Source organism: Paraglaciecola sp. (assembly GCF_039964565.1).
Classification (GTDB): Bacteria; Pseudomonadota; Gammaproteobacteria; order Enterobacterales; family Alteromonadaceae; genus Paraglaciecola.
Genome location: NZ_JBDVXF010000011.1, coordinates 107,576 through 121,763 on the forward strand (window position 1 = coordinate 107,576; position 14,188 = coordinate 121,763).

The 14,188-nt window shown below is 40.7% G+C and carries 13 protein-coding genes; 3 read left to right on the forward strand and 10 right to left on the reverse strand.

Translation table 11 applies throughout. The features are described from left to right. Positions 1–21: 21 nt before the first annotated feature. From rseP to rpsB, 8 genes are all read right to left on the reverse strand, one after another. Entirely contained in the window at positions 22–1,371 is a 1,350-nt protein-coding gene (rseP, locus tag ABJK37_RS06095) for a sigma E protease regulator RseP (RefSeq protein ID WP_348351152.1), read from the reverse strand. Beyond that, complete coding sequence (gene ispC, locus ABJK37_RS06100; RefSeq protein ID WP_348351263.1) at positions 1,368–2,576, reverse strand: 1-deoxy-D-xylulose-5-phosphate reductoisomerase; 1,209 nt, start codon at positions 2,574–2,576, stop codon at positions 1,368–1,370. Before ispC ends, rseP begins: the two co-directional genes overlap by 4 nt. Before the next feature lie 26 nt (positions 2,577–2,602). Then, on the reverse strand, positions 2,603–3,466 hold the full coding sequence (locus ABJK37_RS06105; protein WP_348351154.1) for a phosphatidate cytidylyltransferase: 864 nt from the start codon (positions 3,464–3,466) through the stop codon (positions 2,603–2,605). Between the two features lie 40 nt (positions 3,467–3,506). After that, on the reverse strand, positions 3,507–4,247 hold the full coding sequence (gene uppS / locus ABJK37_RS06110; protein WP_348351156.1) for a polyprenyl diphosphate synthase: 741 nt from the start codon (positions 4,245–4,247) through the stop codon (positions 3,507–3,509). An 18-nt stretch (positions 4,248–4,265) separates the two neighbouring features. After that, complete coding sequence (gene frr, locus ABJK37_RS06115) at positions 4,266–4,823, reverse strand: ribosome recycling factor (protein ID WP_215932563.1); 558 nt, start codon at positions 4,821–4,823, stop codon at positions 4,266–4,268. Between the two features lie 13 nt (positions 4,824–4,836). After that, the gene (gene pyrH / locus ABJK37_RS06120) at positions 4,837–5,580 is read right to left on the reverse strand and encodes a UMP kinase (protein WP_348351158.1); all 744 of its coding nucleotides are present in this window, start codon (positions 5,578–5,580) and stop codon (positions 4,837–4,839) included. A gap of 175 nt (positions 5,581–5,755) precedes the next feature. After that, positions 5,756–6,628: a translation elongation factor Ts gene (tsf, locus tag ABJK37_RS06125; protein WP_348351160.1), complete on the reverse strand. Its 873-nt coding sequence runs from the start codon at positions 6,626–6,628 to the stop codon at positions 5,756–5,758. A gap of 140 nt (positions 6,629–6,768) precedes the next feature. Continuing rightward, complete coding sequence (gene rpsB, locus ABJK37_RS06130) at positions 6,769–7,500, reverse strand: 30S ribosomal protein S2 (protein WP_348351162.1); 732 nt, start codon at positions 7,498–7,500, stop codon at positions 6,769–6,771. Positions 7,501–7,741: 241 nt separating this feature from the next. Here rpsB and ABJK37_RS06135 point away from each other — a divergent pair, with 241 nt between their 5' ends. Continuing rightward, entirely contained in the window at positions 7,742–8,962 is a 1,221-nt protein-coding gene (locus ABJK37_RS06135) for an MFS transporter (RefSeq protein ID WP_348351164.1), read from the forward strand. A gap of 29 nt (positions 8,963–8,991) precedes the next feature. Here the strand turns inward: ABJK37_RS06135 and ABJK37_RS06140 are convergent, their stop codons facing one another. After that, entirely contained in the window at positions 8,992–9,534 is a 543-nt protein-coding gene (locus tag ABJK37_RS06140; protein WP_348351166.1) for a redoxin domain-containing protein, read from the reverse strand. A gap of 135 nt (positions 9,535–9,669) precedes the next feature. Further along, complete coding sequence (locus ABJK37_RS06145) at positions 9,670–10,101, reverse strand: hemerythrin domain-containing protein (protein ID WP_348351167.1); 432 nt, start codon at positions 10,099–10,101, stop codon at positions 9,670–9,672. A gap of 285 nt (positions 10,102–10,386) precedes the next feature. Between ABJK37_RS06145 and map the strand changes: the two genes are divergently transcribed. Beyond that, positions 10,387–11,178 carry a type I methionyl aminopeptidase gene (gene map / locus ABJK37_RS06150; protein WP_348351169.1) on the forward strand — a complete coding sequence of 264 codons (792 nt, stop codon included), beginning with the start codon at positions 10,387–10,389 and terminating at the stop codon, positions 11,176–11,178. Between the two features lie 141 nt (positions 11,179–11,319). Next, entirely contained in the window at positions 11,320–13,938 is a 2,619-nt protein-coding gene (gene glnD / locus ABJK37_RS06155; RefSeq protein WP_348351171.1) for a [protein-PII] uridylyltransferase, read from the forward strand. Positions 13,939–14,188: the final 250 nt, after the last annotated feature.

Consider the following 14,188-nt stretch of genomic DNA (forward strand, 5'->3'; position numbering starts at 1 on the left):
AGTCACATCGACTGATAAAAATTATAAACGCGCAATATCATTTACTATCGCGATGCTCATTAATAGCAGCAGCAAAACGCCACCAATTTTAAACCCTACTTCTTGGACTGATTCTGGCACAGGCCGTCCACTTAAAAGCTCTATAAAATAATAGAGTAAGTGCCCACCATCAAGTACTGGCAGAGGTAAAAGGTTAATTATGCCCAAATTAACACTAATTAATGCTAAAAAGCCTAAAAAATACACTAACCCTAAACTTGCGCTAGACCCTGCTCCTTGAGCAATGGCAATCGGACCACTTAAATTTTTGACTGATACATCTCCAGTAATCAGTTTTCCAAGCATCTCGATACTCAATGTCATTAAACGCCATGTCTTGTCCATTGCTTTGGTTAAAGCTTTGCCTAAACCATATTGATGCACAAACACCACGCCTTCTGGCCATGGTTCCAAAGTGGGAGTAAATCCCATATATCCTTTAGTCTTTTGAGCTTCAGTTTTACTGCCAATCGTTCCTTTTAAATTGACAACCTGGCCATTTCTAAGCACATCAACCTCAACGGGTTGATTCGGTCTAGAGGAAACATAACCCACTATTTGTTCCCAATTTTGCATACTAGTTCCATCTAGACTGACAATTTTGTCATTTGGTAGTAATCCAATTTGTTGTGCAGCAGAGCCATTTTCTACACTTCCCAAGACTGTCAGTACCTTAGGGCGGTAGGGAGTGAGTCCCAAACTCTCAAAAACAGAGGTTTTATCTGGGTCAAATTGCCATTGACTGATATTAATTGTGGCACTTTTTTCATAGCTACTTTTTTCGTCGGTCCACTTAATTAACATTTCATCACGGCCGATAAACGACATAAACTCATAAGCGACATCTTCCCAATCAACCACTTTTCTTTCCCCAATCTGGGTCAATGTTGCGTTTGATGAAATGTGACTTTGGCTAAAAATGCTTTCGGGTTCGATATTTCCGACTACAGGTTTAATCGTCTGTAATCCGATTAAATACATAACAAACAGCGCAAAAATAGCGAAAAGAAAATTCACTCCAGGGCCCGCTGCAATAATTGCAATACGTTTTAACACATGCTGGCGATTAAAAGCATAAGGTAAATCTTGTTCTGAGACTTCATCTACCCTTTCATCGAGCATTTTTACATAACCTCCTAGTGGAATAGCGGCTATGACATATTCGGTACCTAACTTGTCAGTCCTGCGCCATAATGCCTTACCAAAGCCAATAGAAAAACGTTCGACCTTGACACCACACCTGCGAGCAACCCAAAAATGCCCCCATTCGTGCACTGCAACTAAAATACCTAAAGCAACAATAAAAGAAACTGCACTAATCAAAAAACTCACGAGCCAACCTTCCGAGTATTACTTAGACGAAGACTATCAATAATATTTGTAGTCAAACTGCGAGCTCGTCGATCACATTCAAGAACCGCTTCAATACTGCCTAAGTGATGATTCGATGTTTGTTGCAAACATTCTTCATTCACCTGCGCTATTTGCATAAACCCCAGTTGCCCACTTAAAAATGCGTCCACTGCCACTTCATTTGCGGCATTAAGGGTGGTGGTCGCATATTGGCCAGCGTTACTCGCTTGCATCGCTAGATCCAAGTTAGGGTATCGAGCAGTGTCTGGCTGACTAAAACTAAAGTCAGCCAATTGCATAAAATCTAACGCAGCAACACCAGATTCAATTCTTTGTGGATAGGCTAGAGCATGAGCAATAGGAGTACGCATATCAGGGTTACCCATTTGCGCCAAAACAGACCCATCCAGGTATTGGACCATAGAATGGATGATACTTTGTGGATGCAACACAACATCAATGTCAGACGCCTTGAGTCCAAATAACCATCTGGCCTCAATAAATTCTAAACCTTTATTCATCATAGTTGCCGAATCTACCGATATCTTGCGTCCCATATCCCAATTAGGGTGAGCACATGCTTGGTCTGGTGTGACGTGATGCAGTTCACTTAGTGGTTTATTTAAAAACGGCCCGCCTGACCCTGTCAGAAGAATCTTACTAATACCTGAAGAACATAGCTCCCCATATTTAAAATCATTGGGAAGACATTGAAAAATAGCATTATGCTCACTGTCTATTGGTAATAACTGAGCATGATGTTGATTGGCTGCTTGGATAAACAGTTCACCAGACATCACTAAGGATTCTTTATTGGCTAGTAATACTTTTTTACCCGCTTTTACAGCGGCCAATGTGGGTAATAATCCTGCGCCACCCACTATAGCAGCCATCACAATGTCAACGTCTTCTGCACTAGCGACTTGTAGCAATGCCTCGTGGCCCGCTAACACCTCACAGCTGAGTTTTTGCTCGGCGAATAACTTTTTGGCATGCAGAAATTGTTGCGAATCAGCTATGACCACATATTCAGGGGAACAGATTAAGGATTGTTGCAGTAGTAATTCAATGTTGCTGTTAGCGGTTAGCGCAAAAACACTAAAGCGCTCGGGATGTCGAGTGATGACATCAATTGTACTCTTACCAATAGAACCGGTAGCGCCTAGAATGCTAATTTTTTGCACTTTTTGCACTTTTTGCACTTTTTGCATTACGCCATCCACATGACATAACAGAATGCAAAAACGGGGAAAGCGGCAGTCAAACTGTCAATTCTATCCATAATACCACCATGGCCTGGCAGTAAGGTTCCGCTATCTTTGATACCTGCGCAGCGTTTAAACATACTTTCGTTTAGATCTCCTAGCGCAGAGACACCTACAGTTAAGGCTCCTACTAATATATGCAACCAAATTCGTGACGGGTCCACTTGATAGTGCAAGGCAGCAAAAGCAATAATTGCGGAAGAGGCAAAAACTCCTCCCATCAGTCCTTCAAAAGTTTTACCCGGCGAAACTTCTGGGCGTAACTTGTGTTTTCCAAACTTAACCCCGACAAAAAATGCCCCGATATCGGCGGCCCAGACAATGCCCAGCACATAAAAAATAAGGGATGCACCGTAATAGGGGTCTACGTCGTATAAACTTGTTCGCAGCGACACTACTGCCACCCAAGTAGGAATAAGGGTTAAAAAACCAAATATGCCGCGAAGTATTTTACTGGTGTACCAAACCGAAGTGTAACTTGGGTAAGCAATAATCATTGCCAATGATACAACCCACCAAATCGCTGCTACCGAGAGAATATAGGTGTATAGACTATTCAATTGTCCTTGATACCAGATCAAATCCGTTGGTAACAAAAAAGACAAGATCATACATATGACGACTACCAGAGCAGCATAAGCACTCTTGGTAAAAGTGCGTGTCATTCCAGACATGCTTGACCATTCCCAAGCACCTAGCCCCATGACTAGCGCAATCATGATTTCAAAACTAAATAGTGGTAAATATAAAATGGCAAATAATGCTAGAGGAGCAAGAATAAGCGCCGTAATAATTCGCTGTTTTAACACACTAGCCCCTTATATTTGTTTTTGTTGACTAGGTATATCATTAGGTTACCTGCTCGGAAGTTTTTCCGAAACGTCTTTGCCTATCGGCAAAGGCGTCCACTGCGGTTTGGAAACAGTCTTCGTTAAAATCGGGCCAAAAAGTGTCAGAAAAAAATAATTCTGCATAGGCAATTTGCCACAATAAAAAGTTACTAATCCTTTGCTCCCCGCCGGTGCGGATCATTAAATCGACTGGGGGTAAGCCGGCAGTACTAGTTTCGCTAGTAAATGACTCTTCGTTTATATCTGCTATAGCCAGTTCCCCAGCTTGCACTTTCTCTAAGAGCGCTTTAGTTGCGTTAACTATATCCCAACGGCCACCATAGTTAGCGGCAATGTTCAAAACCAAACTGTCGTTATTTTCAGTCAAAGCTTCGGCTTGATGTATCTTATCCGCTAATTTACTGTCAAATCGACTGGTATCACCTATGATTTTCAGCCTGACCTTGTTTTTATGCAGTTTTTTAACTTCGCTGCCAAGTACCATGTTAAACAGATCCATGAGTACCCCGACTTCGTCAGCTGGTCGGTTCCAGTTTTCGCTACTAAAAGCAAAAAGTGTTAGGACTTGCACCCCGTTTTTTAATGCATAGGATACCGAGGCTCTTACAGCTTTGACTGCGGATTGATGTCCAAAAGTACGAATTTTGCCTTTTTTCTTAGCCCAGCGCCCGTTGCCATCCATAATGATAGCAACATGCTGTGGGATGTTTTTTTCGACTAATTGTTCAGAAGCATTCATTTATCAGATATAACTCAATCACACTTCCATTAAGTCTTTTTCTTTCGCTACCAAAATTTCGTCTACTTCTTTGACAAAAGCATCGGTTAATTTCTGTACGTCGTCTTCACCACGACGGCTATCGTCTTCACTGATTTCTTTTTCTTTCAGTAACTCTTTAATATCGCTATTCGCGTCTCTACGAATATTACGAATCGCCACTTTTCCTTGCTCAGCTTCAGCACGAACCACTCGAATCAGATCTTTACGGCGATCTTCAGTCAAGGCTGGCATAGGAATTCGCATAACGTTACCGGCACTCATAGGGTTAAGCCCCAAATCCGACTGCATTATGGCTTTTTCAACTGCCTTAGCAGAACTTTTATCAAACACAGTTAAAGCCAAGGTACGAGAGTCTTCTGCAATAATATTAGCTAACTGCTTAAGTGGAGTATCAGTACCATAATAAGGTACCACTATGCTATCAAGTAAACTAGGATGTGCCCGACCAGTACGAATTTTTGAAAGCTGGCCCTTTAATACACTGATACTTTTTTCCATACGCTGACGCGCGTCATCATTAATTTCGTCAATCACAGTAGTTTTCCTATTATTGCTTTATTTCTTCAGTGTGGCAGATTAACGTGCCGACATCTTCGCCCATCACAACAGCCTTCATACACCCAGGTGTATTCATGTTAAAAACGCGAATTGGCACATTATGGTCACGAGCTAGGGTGAAGGCAGCTAAATCCATCACTTTTAGTTCTTTATCTAAGACTTCGTCATAGGTCAAGGTTTTGAATAATTTGGCTTCCGGATTTTTCGCTGGATCATCATCGTAAACACCATCAACTTTGGTGCCCTTCAATACCGCATCGGCTTCGATTTCTATGCCTCGTAGGCAAGCAGCAGAGTCAGTAGTAAAAAATGGATTACCTGTACCCGCAGAAAAAATCACCACTCGACCTGATTTGAGTAAACTAATCGCCTCTGCCCAGTTGTAAGCGTCACAAACACCATTGAGAGGAATAGCAGACATAAGGCGGGCATTGACAAAAGCACGGTGCAAAGCATCACGCATAGCCAAACCATTCATAACAGTGGCCAGCATCCCCATGTGATCTCCGACTACACGATTCATGCCCGCTTTGGCCAAACCTTCTCCTCGAAAAAGGTTACCACCACCAATAACCAGACCGACCTCAACACCCAACTCAACGAGCTCTTTAATTTCTTGAGCCATACGTTCTAACACTTTAGGGTCGATGCCAAAACCTTCGTCTCCCATTAATGCTTCACCGCTTAACTTTAATAGAATTCTTCGATAAGCGGACTTAGGTGCGATACTCATAGATTGATAGTTCCTTAAGGTGATAAAAGGCGGCGACGATAAAAGGCCAATTAGCCTATTTTATATATGTCTTTGTTGTCTCAAAGTCGTAGATTCAAAACAACATAGGCATATAAAAAAAAGCACCTCATTTTGAGGTGCCAGTATTATACCCAAACATCATTAAAAGGCATTTTTATTTTTTAGCAGCTGCCATTTGAGCGGCAACTTCAGCTGCAAAATCTTCTTCTTTTTTCTCGATACCTTCACCAACTTCAAAACGTACGAAGTTAATCACATCGGCATCTTTAGATTTAAGCAAGTCAGCAACTAGCATAGAAGGATCTTTCACAAAAGGCTGACCAGTCAAGCTGACTTCGCCAGTGAATTTTTTCATACGGCCAGAAACCATTTTTTCAGCGATTTCAGCTGGTTTACCAGACTGAATTGCAATATCTAGCTGAATTTCTTTTTCTTTAGCAACCACTTCTGCAGGTACATCTTCAGGCTTCACAAACTGTGGGCTTGAAGCGGCAATGTGCATAGCGATATCTTTTGCCAATTCTTCATCACCACCTTGTAAAATCGCAATAACACCGATACGTGCGCCATGAACATATGCGCCAAGGTTATCACCTTCAACCGAGATTACACGACGTGGGCTGATGTTTTCACCGATTTTAGCAACTAAGGTGTCACGCATGTCACTGATCTTAACACCGTCAACTTCAGTGTTATTTAATGTGTCCATATCGTTAATTTTGTTCGCAGAAGCGACTTCAATTAACTGCTGACCAAACTTGATAAAGCCATCGTCGCGAGCAACAAAGTCAGTTTCGCTGTTCACTTCCATCATAGTTGCAACACCGTTAGCAACTTTAGTCAAAATCACACCTTCAGCGGCAATACGACCAGCCTTTTTAGCGGCTTTCGCTTGACCATTTTTACGCATATTTTCAATTGCTAGCTCAATGTCACCATCAGTTTCAACTAAGGCTTTTTTACAATCAAGCATACCGGCGGCTGTACGCTCACGCAATTCTTTAACTAGGGCTGCAGTCACTGCCATTTTCGTTTCCTCGTCAAAATAATTTGATCAAATTATTTGAAATTATACATTTAAAAACAGGGGCGCTAGCCCCTGTTAAATTAATTCGTGTTAGATAACAAAAATTTTGTTATCTAAAATGTCGCTCAACGCTAAGTTAATTACTCAGCAGCTTCTACGAACTCACCTTTTTCAGCTTGCGCTTCAAGATTTTGATCACGACCTTCAATCACTGCGTTTGCAGCTGAGTTCAAATATAATTGAACCGCACGAATCGCATCATCGTTACCAGGTACGATATAATCAACACCATCTGGGTTAGAGTTAGTATCAACAATTGACACAACTGGAATACCTAAGTTGCCCGCTTCAGTGATAGCAATATGTTCGTGGTCAGCATCAACAACAAACAACACGTCTGGTAAACCACCCATGTTTTTAATACCACCTAAGCTAGTTTCAAGCTTAGTCATTTCACGAGTTAACATTAGTACTTCTTTTTTAGTCAATTTTTCGAACGTACCGTCTTGGCTTTGTTGCTCAAGTTCTTTTAAACGTTTGATTGACTGACGAACAGTTTTCCAGTTTGTTAACATTCCGCCCAACCAGCGTTTATTAACATAGAATTGGTCGCATTTGTCTGCGGCTTCTTTCACTGCATCACTTGCTGCGCGCTTAGTTCCAACGAAAAGGATTTTACCTTTCTTAGCAGCAACGCTACCAACAAAGTTAAGAGCTTCGTTAAACATAGGAACAGTTTTTTCAAGATTGATGATATGAACTTTGTTACGTGCGCCAAAAATGAAAGGTTTCATTTTTGGATTCCAGTAACGAGTTTGGTGTCCAAAGTGTACGCCTGCCTGAAGCATGTCGCGCATAGATACATTTGCCATTATAAAGATTCCTCAATATGGGGTTAGGCCTCCATACATCCCAGTTTTCGATCCACTTAGTAATTTCAGAATAAGAAACACTACGCAGACACCCCGAAAAATGTGTCGATGTATGTGTGATATTTACGCTAATCTAGTTAGCCTCTTCGCGATAATTAAAAAAGGTTTCCACCTTCATTAATTTCAGCGGTGCGCTTTATAGCATGAGGCTAAGCTCTGTTCAAGTGGAGCGGGGGAATTTATGGTAAAAATCAACAAATTGGACGTCATTTTGAACGATCAGCAAGACAAAACATTTTTTCAACTGATTGCCATCGCAACTTTTACAAAACTCGCCGACTTACTTATTTCGGCTAAAACCACTTTACCTTGGTTACTGACTAGCTTAGGTGCGCCTATTTGGATTATTTCATTATTAGTGCCCATACGTGAGTCTGGATCTTTGATACCTCAATGGACGATTAAGCGCCAAACCCAAAATGTGCAAAACCGCGTTTCTCTGTGGCGCTGGGGTATTGTCATTCAGGCCGCTGCTATTGGCGGTATTTTATTAGTGTCTATATTTAGCAAGCAGCTTATCGCTGGGTTATTAATTCTCAGCGCTTTGTTAGTTCTAAGTTTAGGTCGATCGTTAGCGTCTTTAAGCATGAAAGATATTCAGGGGATAAACGTAAAAAAAGGCCAAAGAGGTAAGCTAGTGGGTATCGCCTCATCTATTTCCGGACTGTTATCATTGTTAACCGCGGTATTGATGATCATGGCACCCGAACAACAAAGTAGCGCTACAATTATACTCCTCGTTGCTCTTGCAATAGCGTTAATGATATTTAGTTTGCTGTTTTCCCGTAGTCTCAGAGCACAGTTAAGCAGCGATGATGAAGGTATAGATAACCAATATGGGCTCTGGAAAACGCTTTATGAACAAGCTGACTTAAGAAACCTCATTATTAGTCGTTGTTTATTATTACATGGGGCACTGATAGCGCCATTTTTTGTCAGTGGTGCAGCCACCAATAGTGACAGTTTTCAATTACCCTATTTTATTATTGCCAGTGCCTTTGCATCCTTTTTAAGTTCTTATTTGTTGGGGAAGTTGGCAGACAAGAATGCGATCAAGACATTATTCATCGCCACCTTAGTCTGTGTTTTGGCATCTGTCAGTTTCTATATTTTCACTGATAGCAATAATTGGAAGCTAAATATAGCGTTGTTTTTTCTGTTGAATCTTGGCTACGCAGGCATAAGGACGGGTCGTAAAACCTATATGTTAGACATTGCCCAAGGACATAAACGAACAAGTTACGTGGCCTCAGCTAATACAGTGGTGGGATATGTTTTGCTCGCATTAGGAGGCATTTACGCATTATTGCAGCCATGGATAAGTGACGATGTAATATTAATCATGACAGGCGCGCTGGTCATAGGCCTTTTCCATACTTTAACTATGCGAGCCGAAAAATAGCGGTAAGACTCACGTCTCACCGCTGAACATCAATACCTATGAGTACCACGGATAGGATAATTATTCTCCATCGCGTACTCTAACCCAGTAACAAATTGGTCGATATTGGGACGTATAAAGGGGGCATTTGAAATTTCCAACATAGCCGTTTGACCTTTTGGATTAATTAAAAATAATCCTGGTTCCGCAAACACATGGTCGGTTTCCGAATCGCTGGTAGGATCTGATATATATAACCCTAGTTTTTTCATGTCTTCAGTTTGCAATTCGAGTAGGACAGGAAAGCCCACCTCTAATCCATTAATTTTAAATTGTTCTAATTGTTTTTTGTTATCCGCTGAAACGGCAACAATATCAACATTGAGTGCTTCAAAACGACCAGAAAGCATGGCTAACTCGTTAAGATATTTTAAACAAATGGGACAATGTTGGCCTCTGTAGACCACAATCAGTGTCCATCGACCTGTGGCTACTTGAGCTTGTCCGTCAAATAAAGGTACTGCGCGCCCATCCGCAGTTTTGACGTTAATTTGTGGAAAACTTTCTCCTGCTCCTAATTTTGTATTTTGCATATTGGTTTCTCCGTATTTTTGATTTTTAAAGGGTTATTATCCTTATTCTTGGTGACTAAGCGGCAATACACCTGTCAGCTGCAATGAACTCACAGAGGCATTGAATCGTGGTTGGCCATCACTTAAATAGGTTAATTACCCTTGCTGCATCTCTTTTTCATATTGGTCCGCTAACTGGTCTTTTTGTTTGTGACTCAACACCTTATTTGCATGTTGGAAAAACTCAGACTCTTCTTCATCCAAATGATGTAACACAAGGTCTTGCAAGGATTTCATATGATGCAACCATGCCGATGAGCTCATATCGGTTTCATCTAATTTTTCTACTAGTTCATCAATTTCGTGATGTTCGGCTATGCCGTGTCTTGAATCCTCGATGGTTTTGTCAGATTCCATTAATGGTGAGTAAAAGTGCCTTTCTTCAGCTACAGCATGTTGGCTGAGCTGCTCTTTTAATTCAGAAAAGTATGCTCTTCGTGTTTCAGTATCACCTGATGTTTCGACTAAAATTTTCATTAGTAATCGCTGTTTTTCGTGATCTTTTCTTAAAGCTTGAAAGATTTCCATAAGTACTCCAATTGGTTAATTGTCTGCTTTGGTAAAAGCCAACATCATGCCAACAAGGTAACCATTTGTTTTTTATGGTTATTTATTAGAAAAGCTATAAAGGAACAATTTTGGGCATCGATTGACTAAGAAAAAAATGCACACCTTGAGTAAGAACTACAGGCTATATCTAAAACAAAACAGCATAGAATTCGCAGCGGATATTTATTCAGCCCTAGCGAGAATTGAACTGAAAAGATACAATGAGTGGAATTGATAAATCGTACTGAAATTTAGGAAATAACCTTGTCAGCCACTATTAAAACAGCCTCTGAAATTGAAAAAATGCGCATCGCTGGTCGTCTTGCAGCGGATGTATTGCAAATGATCGGTGAACATGTCAAAAAAGGTGTCACTACCAACGAACTGAACCAAATTTGTCACGATTATATTGTCGATGTACAAAATTGCATCCCTGCCCCTCTTAATTACGGCAATCCTCCTTTTCCTAAATCCATTTGTACCTCAGTAAACCATGTTATTTGTCATGGCATTCCTTCCGATAAACAACTTAAAGATGGTGACTCAGTGAATATTGATGTCACTGTCATTAAAGATGGCTATCACGGTGATACATCTAAAATGTTTGTGGTAGGCAAACCGTCAATTCTGACTGAGCGACTAATAAGGGTGACTCAAGAGTCGTTGTATAAAGGCATAAAAATGGTCAAACCCGGCGTGCGTTTGGGCGACATCGGTCATGCCATTCAGGAATATGCGGAAGGCCATAATTATTCAATTGTTCGTGAATATTGTGGCCATGGTATAGGCGCTAACTTCCATGAAGAACCGCAAGTAGTGCATTATGGTAAGCCTAATACAGGCGAAACACTTGAAGAAGGTATGTGTTTTACCATTGAACCTATGATTAATGCCGGTAAACGGTTCTCAAAAGTGTTGCCAGACAAATGGACTGTTGTAACCAAAGACCGCAGTCTGAGTGCCCAATGGGAACATACATTATTGGTCACCGCCAACGGCGTTGAAATATTAACTTTACGAGATGACGAAGAGATAGACCGTATCATTAACCACTAATTTCAGTGGTTAATCTGAGTTAGTACATTCAAACCTTATGATAAATAATTATTGCTGACGGCAAATAGTTATTTGTCATAATCCAATATTCACGTAATTTGTGTCTATAGATCAACCATCCACGCATAAAGGGTATTTATATTGTCTTTACAAAGCCTACTTAGCCAAATAAAACTAATTAACAGCACAGATAATATTACCGCCTTTAAAACAATAGTTTCGAATAGCTATGAGTGGCTTGATAGCGAATTAGGCTCTGGTGAAGTAACAGGTTTGGTTTTAGGGAGAGCCACATTAGTTGACACTTTACTCAGACACATTTGGCAATTGATGGAGCTGCATAAAGAGAAAAATTTAGCCTTAGTCGCAGTGGGTGGATACGGAAGAGGCCAACTTCAACCCTATTCAGATATTGATTTATTATTACTAAGCAAAAAATCTCTATCTAGCAAACAACAAGAACACATAAGCCGATTTATCACTCTGTTATGGGACATTGGTTTAGATGTGGGTCAATCTGTACGTACCATAAAAGAAACCTTCCAACTTGCGAAACAAGACGTCTCGATCGCAACAAATTTGGTGGAAGCGCGGATATTAAACGGCTGTCAAACAACGTTCGATGATTTACAACAAAAACTAAACGGTCGGGGATATTGGAGCAGTAAAGATTTTTTTGTGGCAAAAGATCACGAACAAAAAGCACGCCACGCAAAATTTAAAGACACCTCATACAACTTAGAACCTAATGTAAAAGAAAGTCCAGGATGTCTGCGAGATATCCAATCTATTGGTTGGGTAGCAAAAAAACACTTTAATGCGACTGATGGCAAAGATTTGCTTGAACATGGTTATTTTAATCAGCAAGAATTTGATGAATTAATAGAATGTCGAGAGATTCTATGGAGAATTAGATTTGCGCTGCATATAGTCGCAGGGCGCAGTGAAAATCGTTTGCTTTTTGATTACCAAGCTGATGTGGCGACACGATTAGGTTATGGCGACGACGGGAAAAAATCCGTTGAAAAAATGATGAAGATCTTTTTTAGAACGGTTCGACGGATCAGTGAACTGAATAAGATGTTAATGCAACGTTTTAGTCAAGACGTGTTGAGCCTCAATGTTAAACAACAAATCAAGATCAACGCCGACTTTGAATTGCTTGACGGTTATATTGCTCCTACTCACGACAACGTTTTTACATCGCCAGAAGCGATTTTGAAGTTTCTACTATTATTGGCTGACACTCCTGATATTCAAGATTTACACTCGAGTTGTTTACGTCAATTGCGTATTGCACGAAGGGCATTTCGAAAACAATATTATGTGGAACGAGAGGAGTGCCGAGAGTTATTTTTGTTGTTGATGAAACACCCTAACTTTTTTTCTCTCGGGTGGGACATTATGCATAAACACGGTGTTTTGCAGGCTTACATTCCGCAATGGGATCACATAGTAGGCATGATGCAATTTGACTTATTTCATGCCTATACGGTCGACGAGCATACCCATAGACTAGTAAAAAATATCCATCAATATTCACAACCGGAAAATAAAGAATTTCCCCGCTGTGGAAATATTGTAAAAAACCTAGATAAGCCAGAGCTACTGTACATAGCCGCTATTTTTCATGATATTGGTAAAGGAAGAAACGGAGATCATTCCGAATTAGGAGCGATCGATGTAAAAGAATTCTGCGAACGCCACGGTCTCAATACTCAAGAGACTGAACTGATTAGATGGTTAGTAGAAAGTCACCTGTTAATGTCTGTTATTGCCCAAAGACGAGATATCTACGATCCGGCTGTCATCAACGAGTTTGCACAATCTGTTCGTACTCACAATAATTTGAATCACCTTTACGTGCTGACGCTAGCCGATATCAGGGCAACCAATGACAATCTATGGAATGATTGGAAATCTACACTATTACGTGAGTTATATTTACTGACCCAAAAAGCGTTAGATAATGGCTTAGAGTGCAAAGTTGCGTTGCAAGATAGGATTAGTGAACACCAAACCAAAGCCATGACAGCAATGCTTGAAAACGGCATGAACGAGTCCCAAATATCGCAATTTTGGCAACGCCTCAGCGACGATTATTTTACTCGTTTTAAACCCGCACAAATAGCGTGGCACGCCAATGTTATTTTGGCTGCCCACCCTATGACTGATGACTTTTTACTTGTTGGCACAAGCGCAAACACCTCTAAGTCAGGCGCTGAGCTAATAGTGTACGGCAAAGATAAACCCATGATGTTCGCGCAAATAGCCTCAGTATTAGACAGTCGAAACTGCTCCATCCACGATGCGCAAATTATGCGTACCCATGATGGTTATATGTTTGATAGTTTTATTATTTTTGAACATAACGGTGATAGGATCACCTCAGTATCACGTTTAAATAGTTTGAAAGAAGCAGTTGAAACTCAGTTAAATAAGCCCGGTGAAGAGCATGTCAACAAGCGCAAAATGTCGCGACAAATGAAGCAGTTGGATGTCAAAACCAAGGTTAGGTTTTACTCAAGCCAAACCAATGTGACCTTGGTTGAACTCGAAGCATTAGATGCTCCGGGGCTACTTGCGAATATCAGTGAACAATTTATTGCCCATAATTTCAAATTGCACCAAGCGAAAATATCCACCATTGGGGAGCGCGCCGAAGATTTATTTATTATTAGCAATGAGCAAGACCAACCTCTCACTCATAACGAACAAGTGCTACTTAAAAAACATTTGTGTGAGGCACTCGATTCTTAGACATTGTTTTAATGCCAACAATAAGCAAAGATAGCTGTGGTAACTCAGATTAATTGAATAGAAAGGAATCTATTGTCACTTTTTAGCGCAATTATTGCAGCTTGATTGGACAGCCGCACTTTGATGCTGTAGTCATTAGAGCTAACTGCAAGCCAATAACAAATAACAAATCGTGGTCAGTTTGTAATTTTGAGGGCTTTAAAGCATGACTCGCCCTTACGTTATGCTCACCGTTGTTCTGGGTTTTCAA